We start from the raw sequence: 15,460 nt of genomic DNA on the forward strand, positions 1-15,460 counted from the left end.
CGCCGAGAAGCGCGCCGCGCCCTCCCCCGCCTCCGCGAGGGACACCCGGCCGTGCCGCAGCTCCGCCTCGAGCGCGGCCGCCCCGCGGGGATGGGCCGCCACTTCAACGAGTCGTCTGGCCTTCTCGTGCGAAGGCCTCACGGAGGCTGGTCTATACAGACTCTCCTGTCGGTAGGCACGGCACGCAGCAGTGGGTCAGCATCGCGGCCCGCCAGTGGTGTGGTCCAGGTGCGTCAGGAAGTCCTCGATCTCGCGCACCAGGACTTGCGTTGCTTCAGACAGTTCAACTCCGGCATTCCCCAACGCCGAATCAACTCTGTCTACAGGTAGGCGATTACTGGCGGATCGACATGCGAATGAACCTAGGACCGATGTAAGAGATTCACCCTCGCGCTCTTTCTCTTGCCCGCTGCATTCCGGAAGCTGATCATCCCTCTCGGAGTCGAGGACACTGAGATAGTCTCGCGCATCTTCGTCACCCTTGAGAGCTGCCTTTTCCCACCAGCTTCGCGCTTCGTCATCCCTGTCCAGGAACTCAAGGATTTCAGCTACGCGACGTGTATCTTGCGGTGTTGCGGAATCATCGACTTCCTTCTTCAGGAGAGAATGCAGTTCATGTACTGCACCGATTCGATGATTTCCGTTTCCGTCGCTTTCCGGGCAGGGGGCGGGGGCCGGGGGCCAGCCCGCAGGCTGGCCCCCCTCCGCCTGGACAGGGTCCTCGCCGATCCGAGGACCCTTGGAAACTGCCTGCTCAGAACCTTCGATGAGCAGCCACAGGGCGAGGAACCGGATGGTTCCTCGCTCCTCGGGCTGGTGCGTCCAAGTGGACAGGTGCGTCATACGGTTACCTCCTCGCCGTGTTCGTTGATGGACTTCTTCAGGTTGGTGGTGGCGGCTTTGATGTAGCGCTTCACCGACTCCTCCTTGATCTGGAGGCGCTGTGCAACCTCTGCAGTGCTGAGGTCCTGCAGAACACACAGGGTGACGACCTCGCGCTGCCGTTCGGGAAGGCTTGCGACAAGTTCGTCGATTCCTTCCTTCACCATTTCGTACGCGGCATCCGGAATACCGATGCCTGATTCGATTTCGGGCAGTTCATGAACCGGTACCGGTACCATGACCATCCGCTGGTTCCGGCGGAACTGGTCGATGACCGCCCGCTCGACTACCTTGCGGCCGTACGCGGTGAGGGACCCCTGGCCTGCAGAAATCTCTTCCCACCGGCGGTACATGTTCAGGTAGGCGACCTGCACAGCGTCCTGGGCGCTGTGCAGGTCGCCCGCCTTGGCCCGGGCCAGTCGGGAGAATGCCTCGATGGTCTCGAGGACGAAGGACTCGAAGTCCGCTCCCGGTGCGGCCTCGCTCACGCAGCCTCCCGCGTGGCGATGGCCCGGCGGCCTGCCGGGTCGGCTGCATCCTTGCGGAACAGCCAGGCCGGCCGCCCCTGCTCGAAGCGGGCGGCGGCGCCGCCGTCGGGCAGGGACTGCGCCATCGCGACCATGGTGGCGCGCTGCTCGCGCTCCACCCTGGTCTCGACGTGCGCCTTCACAAGCAACTCCACGACACCCCGGCCACGGCGCATCGCGTAGTACAGCAGGAGCATGGCGGGAATCCCGCCCGCCCCTGCCCAGTACGACCAAGTCATCGACAAGGCCTCCCAGTAGTGACGAACTCGTTGACGAGGACGCAAGGCCCTCACCCCTTACACGCCCGCCGGAGGCCGAATCCGGATGCCGGAGACCAAGTTTTTTTCCAAACTGCCCCCGCCACACCCCGAATGTCACACTGTTTTCGCAGGTCACAGCACCGGAGACGCGCCAGAAAAGAATCAGTGCTGCGACGGGAAGGGGATCCGCGGGACGCCGGCGCGTAGCGCACGGGCGCCAGGGCCGTCCCCAGGACGCCCGAACCTCAGGGCAGGAGCGGCCCGGTATGGGAGGTCTGATAGCCCAGGCGGGGTCGCCCGTCAGGAGCCCTGCCGTTTTTCCGGGCGGGCGTCGGCTTCGCTCTGTCGTCCTCGTGCATGGCCTGTGCGGTGGCGTGTTGCATCGACTGTGTCCGTCGCTTACCGGGCGGTGTTCTCGGTGCGGATCATCCGGCGCAGGCTGGTGCGGGTGGCAGTGAGATCGGCTTCCGCAACGGTGAGGCGTTCTTGCAAGGTGGTGTTCTCGGCGGTCGCTTGCCGAAGCTGGCTGGCGAGCTGCTGGTTGGACTGGGTGAGCTCGTCGATGCGGGCGGTCAGATCACCTGCGGCAAGAATGTCGAGTTGTTGCCCGAGCTGGTGGCGCACCGCGGTGCTGAGCCGGTCTCGGTCGGCCCGCAGCTGCTGGATTTCTTGGCGGGCCAGGTCGAGTTCGATGCGCAGTGCTGCTGGTGCGGTGGGCGGATCGTCGTGCCGGGCGGGTGCGGCTGAGGTGTACTGGCGTCGCCTGGCTGCCTCGATGTGCTCGCGTACGCCTGCTGTGTAGGTCAGCCACGTGGAGACGCCCGCGGCGCGGGCGACAGCCGTGAAGGTGATCCTGGCTCCGTCGTGTTCGAGCGCGGCAAGTGCGGTCAGAGTGCGCTGGCGTTTGTCGAGGCTGGCGCTGCGGCGGGCCTGGGCGAGGGTGGCGGATGACCTCCCGGATCGCAGCAGGCCCCAGCTGTGCCGGGGTGTCTACTACGGTTGAATGCCGGCGGACCGGCCCCTCGACGACGGGCACTTCACCGATAGCAGGAGCAGCAGGAAACGTCTAACAGCTCCCTGGAGTCGGCACCGGGCCGCTACCGTCAGTGCATGGAGTGGCTGAAACCGACTTTATGGGGCGCGTTCGGCGGCCTCGCGACCGAGGCGCTGGACTACATCACCACCGTACGGAAACACCGCCGCCTGCCGTGGCAGCGAGAGAAAGACACCGACCCCAGCCCGCTGGCCTACGGCATCGCCAGCGTCCTTCGCATCACCATCGGCGCCGGCCTGGCCTGCGCGGCCGCCTGCACCGCCCCCATATCCCCCTGGTGGGCCCTCGGCCTCGGCGCGGCCGCCCCCGCCCTCCTGGGTAAACTCCCCACCCTCATCCTCAGCGGCGCCGGACGGCAGGGCTGGGGCTGGTTTGCAAGCCGGGGCGGGACGATGGCGGTATGAACGACGCAGGCACTACCACCGTCACGGCCAAGGTGGCGTTCGGGACGAAGGACGTCCTCAAGGAGTTCAGGCCGCTGTTCCGGGCCGAGCCGAAGCGAGCCCGCCGGTTGGAGGGGGAGCCGAAGTGGAGTGCGACCTGCCTGCCTGCCCGGGCGAGAAGCTGCGGTCGAGCGGGCGCAGTGGAGGATGTTCAAGGGGTATCTGCGGGAACGGGGCAAACCGGTGGGCACCCTGGATGTCCTGGTGGCGTGCGGGGTTCAGGCCAAGCTGGCGAGGCTGCGACCAGGAGTGGCCGACGCTGCCCGGCGCAGGCCCTGACCAGCGGCAACACCCCTCCCTCTATCCCGACCGGCAACCAACTGACCCGCACCATCGCCAAAAACGTCAGCAGCAGATCGGCATCCATGACAGCAAAGAGGTCGAGCTCGCCACCGCCGAGTGGATCGACTGGTACTGCCACCGCCGACTCCACGGTGAGATCGGCCACGTCCCGCCACGGCGTCAGCTCCCTGGAAGGCGACGAGCGCCGGACCGGGCTCAGCTCCGCTTGATAGAGCCTTGACACACCACATAATCGCTGCAGCCAGCCGCAGATCCACCCGACAGTGTCGTGCAGCGCCTCGCTGAACTGCGCGTCACGAGGCAACTGCTCCAAGCCGGGGCGAGTCGCGGGGGGTCTGCCAAACTCTTGCCCAGTAAACCGGCCCAGCCCGTGGACCACACTCGGCTACGGTGTTCTACGTTCCGGAGAAACCGTTCAGCGGCACAGTCAGCGTATGCAGTACTGAATGGGACTGAGCCCATGGCATAGTGCGGTGCTGAAGCTGCTTGAGCTGCTGCTGCGCCTGTGTACTGCCTGCTTCCGCAGAAATGGCGTAGAGGAGTTCTGCGCCGGTGATGTCCCCGGTATCGAGGCGGTATTTTGCCCGGTCGGGCAGCCAGGTACGGCAGATGTCAGCGCCAAGGGAGGTGTAAAGCCGTACTGCCGAGCCATAATTGCCGGCTTTTTCACGGGCGGTACCCAGTTCGAACAGAGGCATGAGGCTTCCTGATCGGGCGTACGAGACGGCTAGCCTCTCAGCAGTATCTGGTTGCCCATTGCGTTCCAAGCACTTAAGCAGTCCCCGGAGTGCGTAGTCATCACCATGTTCGGCCGCAGCCTCGTACATGCGAGCGGCCTCTTCGCCGCGCCCCTCTTTAGCGGCTCCATAGCCGAGTGTTAGTAGGAGCGAGGTGTCGTCGTCGCGAGCCAGTTGAAGGCCCAAGGCTTCTGCCTGACGGTGTTGGCGCGCGTTGAATAGCGCCAATGCAACGCTTCGCAACTCGATGGTACTGCCGAGCTTAACTGCCACCTGGGCGAGACGTTCCGCCTCCTCCAAATCCCCGGTCTCCTGGTGATGATCAATTAGCCAGCGCAGGCCTTGATGCTGGCCTGCCTCGCGCGCTGCAGTTACGAACAGTTCTTCAGCTGTAGAGGCTTTCTGGCGGCGTGCCGAGTCCGCCAGGGCGCACATCGTCTCTACGTTGGGGCTGTGTCGGGCGGCAGCAGCCCAGAGAGAGGACGGCGCTTTACCTGCCGGCCTTGTCTGCAGGTCATAGTCTTCCACGGCGTCGGCAATGCGGTATTGCGTTGCTGCTGGCTGAGGCTCGCCTGGTGACGGGAGGTGTCGTGCCAGGGGTCCGGGCAGGCCGCGTTGGCGGGCGGTAAGTTCATCAAGCGCGGTCCTGAACCAGTTTTCGCCCACATCGAGCCGGTCAGCTGCGGTGAGGTATCCCTCAGCGGCACAGTGTAGGAAGTCTTCGGTGAGCAGTAGCTGGTGGCCCAGACGACGGGCTTGCAAGCCAGCATGTAGCACAGCGCGAGCAGCGGTGCCCGCCTGACGGTAGCGGCGTAGAAGCAGGGGCACACCGGCAAGGTACTGAGTAATACGGCCGTCAATCGCTTGGTCCGCAGCGACGGCCAGCCGAGGATCATCGCCAATGATGGCACTAGCGGCAGTCAGTTCTTGGCTTGTAAATTTGTTGGGAACGGCAATATCCAATGCCATGTCCAAAAAAGTGCGTGCGTCCCGGTGAGGATCATCCGCGTTTTCGCTGTCTGGATCCCTGGCGAGGGCTTGCCAATACGTGTGCCATAGCGTCCCCAGGATTAGGAACGGCCCCCGGGACTTGTCGATAACCAGGTCGAGCAGTTCTACAGCCACGTCTGCAGCGTCCTGCCGTGCTAGCAGGTACCTCTGCAGTTCGTTCAGCCAGATAACGGTGCGAGGCCGGAGAGCATTGCCGCGCACGCCTTCCAGCACGGCGGTTGTTACGTTCGTCCCACGGGGGTGCCACAACCGCCAGTGGGGCAACTCGGCACGGACGGCTTCCCAGCAGGCGCGCGTCTTGCCGACCGAGGAGTCTCCGACCAGGACGACCAGGGTGCTGTGCTGCTCGGACTGGCGGACGGCTGCACGCAGCGCGTCGTCTACCGCTGACCGTGCAAGATAAGACGGCAACGTAGCAGAGCCTCGCGCTGGACCTCCGGACTGTAGTGCCTGATGCACCTCCAAGCCCAGCGCGTCCCGTTCGGTGAGTGTGGAAATCACCCGCCCCAGCGCGTCCGTCTGCGGCCGGTGATCATCCATGGGCACCGACGATGAACCCGAAACCTGAGGTGAGGCAGAAGGTCGGCAGAAGATCGCTGCGGTTTCGTGCCCGAAGAAGCGGGTTACCACCCGGGGATGCTCATACAACATGTCAGAGAGCTGTTGCCGCCCCCACAGATCGACTCTCAGACCTGGGTATCGAGTACTCAGCGTGGCCATTTCATCGGCGATCTTGACGTCAGCAGTATCCGCGCTAGTCACGATCACCAAATGTGCAGCATCAAAAGGCCGTCGGCCCTGGGCGTAGGTGTCTACCGCGGCAGTGAGGTCAGCGACTGTGAAACGCTGGTAGCGCTTGGCCTGGTAGACGCGTGCGCGCTGTCGGGCTTGGTCGAAGAAGCCGACGACATCGATCCCGTCCTGGGCCTGGCCCCTTCTGCCGTAAACAAGAGCTTCTACCGCCCCTTCGGCCTCACGTACCAAGTGGGCGAGAAGATGTTCAAACGACTCCCAGGGCAGTTGGTCAAGGTTCAGCCGCAGCGGAGCAGTCGTAGGCTGCGGAGGTGCTGTCCGGGTCGGCGGCTGGCTCAGCGGATGCGCATCATCGAGGACCTCCCAACCAGCCGGATCATCGCCCCAATCGTGGGACAGGCCCATACACATCCCCCAGCGCTTCGTCACATCTGTTCCACCACCGCAGCGGACAGCCGAACTCACCTCGGGGGATCCGTGTAGTGCCGGTCAAGCGATGCTCTCACGTCAGACACTGCGGTAGGGGGCAGTGGTCCGCACGCACGCACGCCCGGAACGGGCCTGGCCGCTGCAGGCGCGGGACATCCGCGCGAAGCACCAGCTGACCGATGCTCCCTTCGGTCCGGAGGATTAGCATGTCCTGCGGGTCGCGGAGGTTCTGGAGCAGGAGAAGTCATGGCACGCGTTGACGCGTTATGACACGGCAACTGCCCTCGCCCGCCTCTACCTGACCGGTGCCCGGGCCGAGGAACGGGAGCAGGCTCTGTGCGAGCAGGACAAGCCCTGGGACAGGCTCTACCAGGACTTCCTGCGAGCCGACGACAGGGAAGAACGACGCCAGCGCAGGCATCACGGGAGCACAAACTACGACTGGACGGGCCGGGGTGGCACGGCGGTCTGGCGGGCCCGGCGGCGGGTGGACCTCGAGTACTTCGAGGACTGGCTGGTCGAGCGCACGAGAAGCGATCCGGCCGCTGGCGTGATGGAGGAACCGGCCTCGCCCGGTTGGCTGCTGCGCCCCGTGGTGGCTTGCCGCCACCGCGTTCGGGTGCCTCGCGCTCGGCTTGGGGGTCGTCGCCCTGCAGTCGGTCTTCCCTCAGGAGTCCGCGCACCGGCTGGCCTGGTGGCGTGACCACCGCCGCAACCGGTAGCACCTGGAAGGCGTGAACGTGGGCCGAAAGCGCTGCCGGCCCTGCAGTGGACCTGGGAGAGTCCGTCATCGGGGAACAGGACGAGAGGAGGCACATGGCTGCCGGTGAAGGGATGCGCGTCCGCGCGCACGAATCGTCGCTGCTGGCGGACTTCAAACGGCTCGGGGCGATGCCGTCCGCGCACCAGCGGGGCTACCAGCTGGAGAAGCTGCTGGAACAGCTGTTCCGGCGTGCACACTTCCGCGTCGACCGCAACGCGTCGGTCGCGAAACCACGGCAGACAGACCTGGTGGCCCGCTACGGCGACACCTGGTACCTGATCGAAGCGAAATGGCACAGCGGGGAGGCGGACGTCGACGTCTTCGATTCCGTCCGCTCCCGGATGGACCGGGCCGCCTCACCGGCTGTCATCGGCGTCATCATCAGCGTGAACGGCTTCACCGACTCGGCGGTGGAGGACCTGCGGGTCCGACGGGACCGGGGGCCGATCCTGCTGCTCGGCGAGGAAGAGCTGACGCAGGCCCTGAGCACACCGAGGTCACTGGCCGGCCTCCTGCAAACGAAACGCGAGGAGCTGATCACCCACGGCCGCGTGCACCTCGCGACTGCCCAGCAGCCCCGGCGCCGGCGCCTGCTATCCACCGGCCTGCCGGGGGCCGAGGCGCGGCTGCTCGACGCCCACCTGCAGCCGCTGCCGTACGTCACGTCCCAAGGCGGGTTCGATGAGTTCGTCTTCGTGCCGGAGCTGCCCGACGTCGACTGGGCCTACGGCAGCGGCAGCGGCGTCTGTCTCGACGTGCCGGTCAAGCCGTACACGGAGGACGGCATCGTCGAGCTGCTGTACGGGCTGGGCTCGATGGGCTGGACCAGCGCCGAGCCGCAGTGGAACATCCAGCAAGCCGGCGTGAACTGGCACGGCGGCGGCGCGCGCGAGTTCGTCGAGACACTGCGCGCCTGGCACCAGCGTGAGCAGACTCTGAAAGATGCTCATCACAGTGAGCAGGTCGCCTACTTCGACACGTGCCCGGGCGGCGGCTTCTACACGCTCACCGCAGGCATCGCCAGCCATCGGTCCCGAGTGGTCTACTTCTGCCGTCTCGCGTTCCAGCTGCCCGGCGTCCCGGTGGACCTCCAACCGCTCCAACACCTGCTCGGGCAGTTCGACGGCGCTGCGTTCAGTTACTTCCGTCCGCTGAACAGCCCGGCGGTCGCCCGGCACCACTTCAAGGAGAGCGTACGGCTGGAGGTCGCCGGGTACGTCGTCTCGCACAGTGACCTGGGTCTACCGGACGGCGGAGAAGGACCCTTGGAGTGGGTCACGGGCCTGGTGGTGAAAAATCCGTTCCGTGGGGATGCCCGGCAGGCCCCGGACGGGTGGCCGGGCCAGGTGGCGGATAGTGAACTGCTTGTGTGCGCCCTGCGGTCGCATCACCCCCTCGATGAGCCCCGTGAGGAGTACCGCCTGTACGGGTGGGAGTGTGCGCGCACCTCCGATGCCCTGGCCCTTCGCCCCGTCGCCGACTGGTAGCAAGCCACCGGCGACGGTCCACTGGACTGTGCCACCCTGCCCCCGGTATGCCGGGTCGGCCCCCTGCACCCGTGCCGCTCCGCCGACCGGGGTATGACGGGGCAGGCGTTAACGGTGCTCAGGGCCCAGGTCTGCGGTGCATCCGGAGCGAGGCGGAACCGGCGGCCGAGCCGGGCATTGCTGACTCGCCGAAGTACAAGGCGGTCTGTTCTGGCGTGGGTGAACTTCGGGCGTTGTCGCCCGCGCCCGTATCGTGGTCGGGATGATGTGGCACGTACGAGGCGTCGACGTGCTATCGGGTGTGCTGAGCGGTACGGCGCGAACAAGCTCAGGCTCACCCGGGGAGTGCCCGGCCCGCTGGACACCGTCTGGTTTAAGGTGCGTGCCTGTCAGCGAGGCAAGAGGCGCCTCCCCGAGGGACGAGAAGAGGGCGCGGGCCCCGCGAAGCGGGGAGTACCGCAGCAATCGGGCCTCGGTACTACTGACTCTACTGAGCGGGCCCGGGCGTCGGCGGGCGCTCCGAGGAGGTCGCCTCTGCGGTGGTCTCGGGCGCGGCCTCGACGGCAGCGTGGGGCGAAGCCCTCGACAACGGAACCAGGCCGGTGCCGATCGGGCAGCACCTGGCCAACCTCCGCCGCGAAGACGGCCTCGGCAAAGACCTCGAACGCGCGACCGCCCGAGCGCAGCAGCTGACGGCGATCGACCCCGGCTGGAACTGCTCCTGGCCACTGGATTGGCAACGCCACTACGCCGTACGACGCGACCTCGCCGAGACCGAGCCCGACCACTCAGTGGCCGGCATCGAGCCCGGCGTCACCTTCAACGGCGATGATCTTGGGGCATGGCTGGTGCGGCAGTCGAAGGGCTGGGCCCAGCTCGGCGCCGAACAGCAGCGACGGCTCAGCGCACTCGGCATCCGACCCGCCCCGCCGAGCGAGGGCGCGGCGCCGAAGGGCACAGCGCAGGGATCGAGCAAGGCGTCGCAGGCGTTCCGGCGTGGTCTGGCAGCACTCGCGCAGTGGATCGAGCGGGAAGGAGCGGGGCGGCCCGTACCCAGAGGACACACCGAACCCATCGCCGTCCAAGGCGAGGCGGAGCCGGTGGCTGTGCGGCTGGGGGTGTGGGTTTCGAACACCAAGTCGAGGCGCACAAGCTCAGCGCAGAGCAGTTGAGCGCTCTACGGGATCTGGGTATCGAGTGGGCGTAGAACCGTGATGCTGGGACGGTCAGTGCGCATGGGACGCAGGTCCTTCGGTAGCGCGGTGCGCATGAGCTGTTCACCCAACACCCCGTACAGACTGCCCCAGCAGTTGTTCCAGCCTGGGTCGTAGTTATCTCATCCAGGTACCAAACGCGTCGACGATGCCGGTGTAGAAGCGTTCACCTGGTACGGATCCTGGGTTGTTGCTGGCGTCGTAGAACGCGACGTTGGTGAAGGTGACGGATGTCGAGGCGTTGAGGTTCTTGTAGAAGGCGAGCTTGCCGCGCCCGAATCCGACAAAAAGCCAGAAGACGCCGAGGCTGGCGGTGTTCTGCAGCAGGGAGCGGACTTCGGCTTTGTCCCACGGTTCGTCCCCGACCTGGACCACGACGAATGCCGGGTCGGTTGCTCCCGATTCCTGGTAGTGCCGGGCGGCTCGCCGCATGGCCTCGCCGACGTTGCCCCACCCCCAGTCGACCTGGGTGTGTAGTTGGCCGATCCTGCCGCGGTAGTTGTCCAGGCGGATCTCTTCGACGAAGGGCTCGTCCCCGCTGGCGAAGATCACGGGTACCGTGCCGTCGTCGTCGAGGTTCGCCGACAACGCCAACACCCGCTCAGCGAACGCCTGGACCGCGAAGGACTCGTAGAAGTCCTTCATGTAGTAGTCGTGGTCAAGGATGAGATACACCGCGGCACGCTTACCGTTCAGGCCCGCGCCCTGCAGTGCGTGCCCGGCTTGGCGTGCCGGCGCCAGCAGCGCGGGCGCCATCTGCTCCACCTTGGCCAGACTGACGGCGCCACCGGCTGCCGCCGTGCTGCGGCCGGGGGAAGATCGTTGCGGAACCGTCGTACCTGTCGACCCGTCGTCGTCTACGTCGACACCGTAGTCGGTGGCGAGGCCGGCAAGGCCCGACGCGTAGCCTTGGCCGACCGCGCGGACTTTCCATGCCCCGTTTCGGCGGTAGAGCTCTGCCAGAACGACGACTGTTTCGCGGTCCATGAAGTCCGGGGGTGTGAAGCCCAGGCTCGTTTTGCTGGCCTGGGTCACGGTCAGTTCCGGTGCCTTCGTGAAGTACATGCCCGGGTGCTGGGGATCGGCGCTGGCGACAACGACGACTGAGTCCACCCCGGCGGGAATCCGGGGCAGATCCGCCACAACGGTGTCGGCCGAGATGGTCACCCCATCGTGCGAAGGGTTGTTGTAGAACACGAGGTCGTCGTCACTGCGGACCTTGCCACCTGGTCCCAGGAGCAGTGCGGACACGTCCAAAGCCGCCCCTGCGGGTGTGACTTGAAACGTCACCGGCCCGGTGGCGAGGGGCGCGTTCGCGCCCTTGTTCAGCACGATCATTCCCACATCCCAGCGGCCTGTTAGATCATCGTGGTACAAACCGTAGCGTCCACCGCAGACATGTGCAGACGCTTCCAAAACTCTCCGGCACAGCACCCGAGCGGCAGCGCGTGCGGCGACCTCGCCTGGCGAGGGCGGCCGCGCGAGCGTGTGGCACCCACCGGGTGGCCGGGCAGCTCTGCCAGGTGGTCCCGATTATGTAACGGGGTTGTGTGCTTTGCAGGGAGAATTTGTAAAGTTCTCAACTGTCCGGACAAGGTGGTCCGGTGTTCGTCGTGGGGGTCGTCGCATGAGCCAGTACCAGCCAGGTCCGCAGTGGGCGGTCCGCCCGCCTGAGCCTGTCCGTATGCCTGATATCCGTCCGCTCCACAAGCGCAAGCGCGTGTGGGCGGGTGCCCTGGCGCTGCTTGTGGTGGGCGCCGCCTTCGGCACCGGGGGCTCGAGCGCAGCCGGCTCGACGCCGCGCCCGGCGGTCACGGTCACGGCCACAGCGACGAAGACCCCGGCTCCGGCGCCCACCGTGACGGTGACTCAGACGGCCACGCCGCATCCCACGGTGACCGTGACGAAGACGGCCAAGCCCGCTTCGACCGCGACGCGCAAGTCGGCCGGCGGCTCCTCAGGGGGGAGCGGCGGCGGTTCGTCGTCGGGTGGCTCCTCGACCACCGGCGGCGGCTCGTCGAGCTCGGGCGGCGGTACCTCTCATCCTGCCGGTGCCACCGCCTTGTGCAACGACGGCACCTACAGCTACGCCGCCCACCACCAGGGCGCTTGTTCCCATCACGGTGGAGTCGCCGTCTTCTACCGGTAGCAGGTGCGGCAGATCAACCAACGGGGCCAGGAGACGGACCGCAGCCCTGTGCGGTGCGCAGGGCTGCGGTCCGAACGGCACGACGGCGATACGGGGCCGGTACTCCCCAATTCACAGCGAGGACGGAGTGGAACCATGGCTTTCGGCTTTCGTGTGGGCGTGCCGGGGATGAGCGTGCGGGTCTCGACCCGGGGCGTGCGCACATCCGTAGGGCCCCGGGCGGCGCGCATCAGCATGGGCAGCGGTGGCACGCGGATCTCCTCCGGGGTCGGCCCGTTCTACGCCTCCAGTTCCGTGGGTGGGGGACGTCGGCGCACCAGCACGAGCCGCACCACGCGTACACGGGCGGTGGCTCCTTCGGCGGCGCAGCTGGACCGTGCCCGTCGGCAGGCCGAGCGGGCGCAGCAGGCGGCGCAACGGGACGCGGCGATCGCCCAGTTGCAGGAGCTGCGGCGGCAGACGACCAGCGTCCACCTGCAGGCTTTCTTCCCGGTGCACCCGCCGGTGGTGCCGGGGCCGCCGCAGCTGGGACTGGCCTGGGCGCTGGCCGAAGCCCAGGCCCACCACCTTGCCGGGCTCGGAGTCTTCGCTCGCGCCGAACGGGCGGCGGCCAAGCGGAGGGCGGAGGAGGACGCCCCGGCCTACCTCGCCGCTGAAGAGGCCCGGCTGCGCACCGTCCACGGCCGGCTGGTCGCCGAGGCCGACCAGTGGTGGCAGGGCCTGACCGGAAACGACGAGGAGACCGTGTGCGAGGTGATCAACTACGCCTTCGCCGACAACCCCGCCTCCGGCTGCGCGGTCGGGGTCGACGGCTCGGTCCTGTCCGTGGTGATGCGGCAGCAGGACATCGACTCCCTTCCCGACCAGGCGCCCGGTGTCACCTCCAGCGGACGCCCCACCCTCAAGACGCTCAGCAAGCGGGACCGCACCCTGTGGTGGCTCACCTCCATGGGATCGAACATCATCGCCACCCTCAAGGAAGCGTTCGCCACCGCACCCGGGATCACCGCCATCGACCTGGCCGTCCTCACCCGCCTGCCGGACACACAGCGGCTCGCCTTCGTGGCCTACGGCCGCTGGACGCGCGCAGCCGTCGAAGCCGGCCCCTGGCGGGAGCCGAACGACGCCCTGCGGTTCCTCGACATCGGCCAGGACGTCGCCTGCTCGGTCACCACCACCGCATCCGGGAACCTGTCCGGCACCATCAAGCCCCTGGACACCAGCCGCCTGCCCGGCCTGCAAAGCCTCCTCGACCACGCCCAGGACGACACCTCCTCCGGTGACGCGTCCCTGGCCGACCTGGACACCGGCGTCCGCGCCAACGTGCCCGGCGCACACTCCGCTCCCCCGTCGGACCCGTACCGGATCCGGCCCTTCGCCGAGTGGAGGGACCAAAGCCTCACTCACCCGGGCCCACCGGCCACGCCTACAGCACCCACCCACGCTCCCGTCGCACCGTCCGCCTCGCAGGCCACCGCGCTCACCCCGGGACAGAACCTGGTCCTGCCCGAAGAGGCCTGGCAGCAACTGCTCATCGACTTCAGCTTCGCCGGCGCCGACGCCGACCTCACCCTCTTCCTCACCGACACCGACGGCCAGGTCACCTGCGACGAGGATTTCGTCTTCTACAACCAGCCCTCCACCGCCCACGCAGCGGCCCGCCTCCTCGGCAAGCAGACCGAAGGCCCCCACACGGTGGAGCGTGCGGCCCTCCACGCCGTTGCCCTGCCCCCGCACATCCAGCGCGTCACCCTCGCCATCAACATGGACGTCGACACAGGCCTGACCTGCGGTGCCCTCACCCACGCCGCCCTGCACATCACCTGCGCGACCGGCGAGGCCTGGACGTTCCAGCCCCCCGCCGACCCCCACATCCGCGCCATGGCCATCGCCGAGATCTACCGCCACACCGCAGGCGACCGACCCGTCTGGAAACTCCGCGCCATCGGCCAAGGCTGGGCCGACGGCCTCGACGCCCTCGCCCGCGCCCACGGCGTCACCACCGAATAGCCATCGGGAATCTGCCTGGACATATCCCCTGCACGAGCGCTGTGCCGCAGCCGCCAGAACAGGCCTTTTCAGCGGGGCCACCGATCGGGTGATGGCCAGATAGTCGACGACCCGTGCAGAACGGGCGAGGCTCCCCGGCGGTTGAGCGAGATGTCTGACGTCTCAACTCTGCGGCCGGGGCCCCCTTGGTTACCCCTCCTGCCGCACTGGACCTGCCTCACGCGCTGGTTGAGTGGGTGACGATGCTGATCGTCACCCGGAGGGTGACCGACGCTGCAAGCTCCGCCCCTCGCAGCCGGCCCTGGTCGCACTGGTGTACCTGCGCAAGCACGACACCCTCGCGCAGATCGCGGCCGGCTTCCGGATCAGCGTGGGCACCGCCCACGCCTACGTGCACGCCGTCATCGACCTCCTGGCCCACCGCGCCCCGGGCCTGACCCACGTCCCCTGCTACCTGTACACAGGACAGGGGGCGGTGCCGGGGTACCGCTTCAGGAATAGTCGCCGGGCGGGCGGTTGAGCAGTTGCCGGAAGAAGTCGGCGACCACCGGGCCAATTCTGCAGGGCGCTCTCACCGCGTTCGCGGACGGTCTTGGGGTCCCAGTTCATCCGGATCTCCGGCAGGAGCGCCGGCACCTAGGTCCTGTTTCTCGGATCTCCTGATGTGATCATGCGTGTGCGTTGAGGCTGTTCAACATGGTTGGCCGAGGAGATCTGACGAACGCGGAGTGGGGGCGGCTGGAGCCGCTCCTGCCTCGCGGCGGTATACGTGGCGGTCGGTGGAGCGAGCACCGGAGAGTCATCAACGGGGTGTTGTTCCGGGTCAGGACCGGGGTGCCATGGCGGGACTTGCCGGAACGCTTCGGGCCGTGGGAAACGGTCTACAAGCGGCATCGCCGCTGGTCGGCGGATGGTACGTGGGAGATGTTGCTGACACGGGTGCAGGCGGCCGAGAACGCCGAGGGCAGGATCGACTGGGATGTGTCGGTGGACTCCACGACGGCCCGCGCCCACCAGCATGCCGCCGGTGCCCGCAAAGCCGCCCCGCCGGTCATTGCTCCTGAAAAGGGGCACCACGGCGGGGCAAACCTGGGCGATCCGGCGCTGGTGAGTCTGTCCGTCCGCCTGGCGGAGGTGGTCAGCCAGGCGAGTGCTTAGGTCGTTCCCGCGGCGGGTTCACCACGAAGATCCACCTGGCAGCCGACGGCCGGTGCCGTCCACTGTCGATCATTTTGACGCCGGGTCAACGCGGGAACAGCCCGCAGTTCGAGGCCGTGCTGGAGAAGATCTGCGTGCCGTGCATAGGGCCTGGTCGGCCCCGCACCCGGCCGGACAGTGTCAGCGCGGACAAGACACCCCATGCAGCTATCGGGTCAAGCAGCAGTGGCGAGTTGGGGTCTCGTTGGTGGGGTGAAGGCGGTGACCTCGTCGAATTTCT

The 15,460-nt window shown here is 67.1% G+C and carries 10 protein-coding genes and 3 pseudogenes; 8 read left to right on the forward strand and 5 right to left on the reverse strand.

Going from position 1 to position 15,460, the window contains the following annotated elements; genetic code table 11:
• Nucleotides 1–195: 195 nt before the first annotated feature.
• Genes AB0F62_RS40655 through AB0F62_RS40665 form a run of 3 tightly spaced genes read right to left on the reverse strand, consistent with a single transcriptional unit; the run spans nt 196 to nt 1,648 of the window.
• Complete coding sequence (locus AB0F62_RS40655) at nt 196–843, reverse strand: hypothetical protein (protein WP_361811253.1); 648 nt, start codon at nt 841–843, stop codon at nt 196–198.
• A complete protein-coding gene (locus tag AB0F62_RS40660) occupies nt 840–1,370 on the reverse strand; it encodes a sigma-70 family RNA polymerase sigma factor (RefSeq protein ID WP_361811255.1) in 531 nt (176 codons plus the stop codon). Before AB0F62_RS40660 ends, AB0F62_RS40655 begins: the two co-directional genes overlap by 4 nt.
• On the reverse strand, nt 1,367–1,648 hold the full coding sequence (locus tag AB0F62_RS40665; protein WP_361811257.1) for a hypothetical protein: 282 nt from the start codon (nt 1,646–1,648) through the stop codon (nt 1,367–1,369). The genes AB0F62_RS40660 and AB0F62_RS40665 overlap by 4 nt, the downstream gene beginning before the upstream one ends.
• A 378-nt stretch (nt 1,649–2,026) precedes the next feature.
• On the opposite strand from AB0F62_RS40665, the gene AB0F62_RS40670 reads away from it, so the two are divergent.
• Together AB0F62_RS40670 and AB0F62_RS40675 are read left to right on the forward strand one after the other, a co-directional pair.
• A complete protein-coding gene (locus AB0F62_RS40670) occupies nt 2,027–2,416 on the forward strand; it encodes a hypothetical protein (RefSeq protein ID WP_361811259.1) in 390 nt (129 codons plus the stop codon).
• A gap of 363 nt (nt 2,417–2,779) precedes the next feature.
• Nucleotides 2,780–3,127, forward strand: coding sequence for a hypothetical protein (locus AB0F62_RS40675; protein WP_361811261.1), 348 nt, complete (start codon nt 2,780–2,782; stop codon nt 3,125–3,127).
• A 737-nt stretch (nt 3,128–3,864) separates the two neighbouring features.
• Here AB0F62_RS40675 and AB0F62_RS40680 read toward each other — a convergent pair.
• Complete coding sequence (locus tag AB0F62_RS40680) at nt 3,865–6,399, reverse strand: restriction endonuclease (RefSeq protein ID WP_361811264.1); 2,535 nt, start codon at nt 6,397–6,399, stop codon at nt 3,865–3,867.
• A gap of 834 nt (nt 6,400–7,233) precedes the next feature.
• Between AB0F62_RS40680 and AB0F62_RS40685 the strand changes: the two genes are divergently transcribed.
• Together AB0F62_RS40685 and AB0F62_RS40690 are read left to right on the forward strand one after the other, a co-directional pair.
• Nucleotides 7,234–8,649, forward strand: coding sequence for a restriction endonuclease (locus AB0F62_RS40685; protein WP_361811266.1), 1,416 nt, complete (start codon nt 7,234–7,236; stop codon nt 8,647–8,649).
• Nucleotides 8,650–9,251: 602 nt separating this feature from the next.
• Nucleotides 9,252–9,856 (forward strand): annotated as a pseudogene (locus AB0F62_RS40690) (helicase associated domain-containing protein); the annotation flags it as partial.
• A 124-nt stretch (nt 9,857–9,980) separates the two neighbouring features.
• Here AB0F62_RS40690 and AB0F62_RS40695 read toward each other — a convergent pair.
• On the reverse strand, nt 9,981–11,201 hold the full coding sequence (locus AB0F62_RS40695) for a VWA domain-containing protein (RefSeq protein ID WP_361811268.1): 1,221 nt from the start codon (nt 11,199–11,201) through the stop codon (nt 9,981–9,983).
• Nucleotides 11,202–11,547: 346 nt separating this feature from the next.
• On the opposite strand from AB0F62_RS40695, the gene AB0F62_RS40700 reads away from it, so the two are divergent.
• The 4 genes and pseudogenes from AB0F62_RS40700 to AB0F62_RS40715 form a co-directional block, all read left to right on the forward strand.
• Nucleotides 11,548–12,012: a DUF3761 domain-containing protein gene (locus AB0F62_RS40700; RefSeq protein WP_361811270.1), complete on the forward strand. Its 465-nt coding sequence runs from the start codon at nt 11,548–11,550 to the stop codon at nt 12,010–12,012.
• 135 nt (nt 12,013–12,147) lie between these two features.
• Nucleotides 12,148–14,022, forward strand: coding sequence for a TerD family protein (locus AB0F62_RS40705; RefSeq protein ID WP_361811272.1), 1,875 nt, complete (start codon nt 12,148–12,150; stop codon nt 14,020–14,022).
• Between the two features lie 185 nt (nt 14,023–14,207).
• Nucleotides 14,208–14,458: pseudogene (locus AB0F62_RS40710) on the forward strand (transposase family protein); the annotation flags it as partial.
• A gap of 260 nt (nt 14,459–14,718) precedes the next feature.
• A pseudogene (locus tag AB0F62_RS40715) lies at nt 14,719–15,374 on the forward strand (IS5 family transposase); the annotation flags it as partial.
• Nucleotides 15,375–15,460: the final 86 nt, after the last annotated feature.

It is taken from the genome of Streptomyces sp. NPDC026673 (genome assembly GCF_040638135.1).
GTDB lineage: Bacteria > Actinomycetota > Actinomycetes > Streptomycetales > Streptomycetaceae > Actinacidiphila.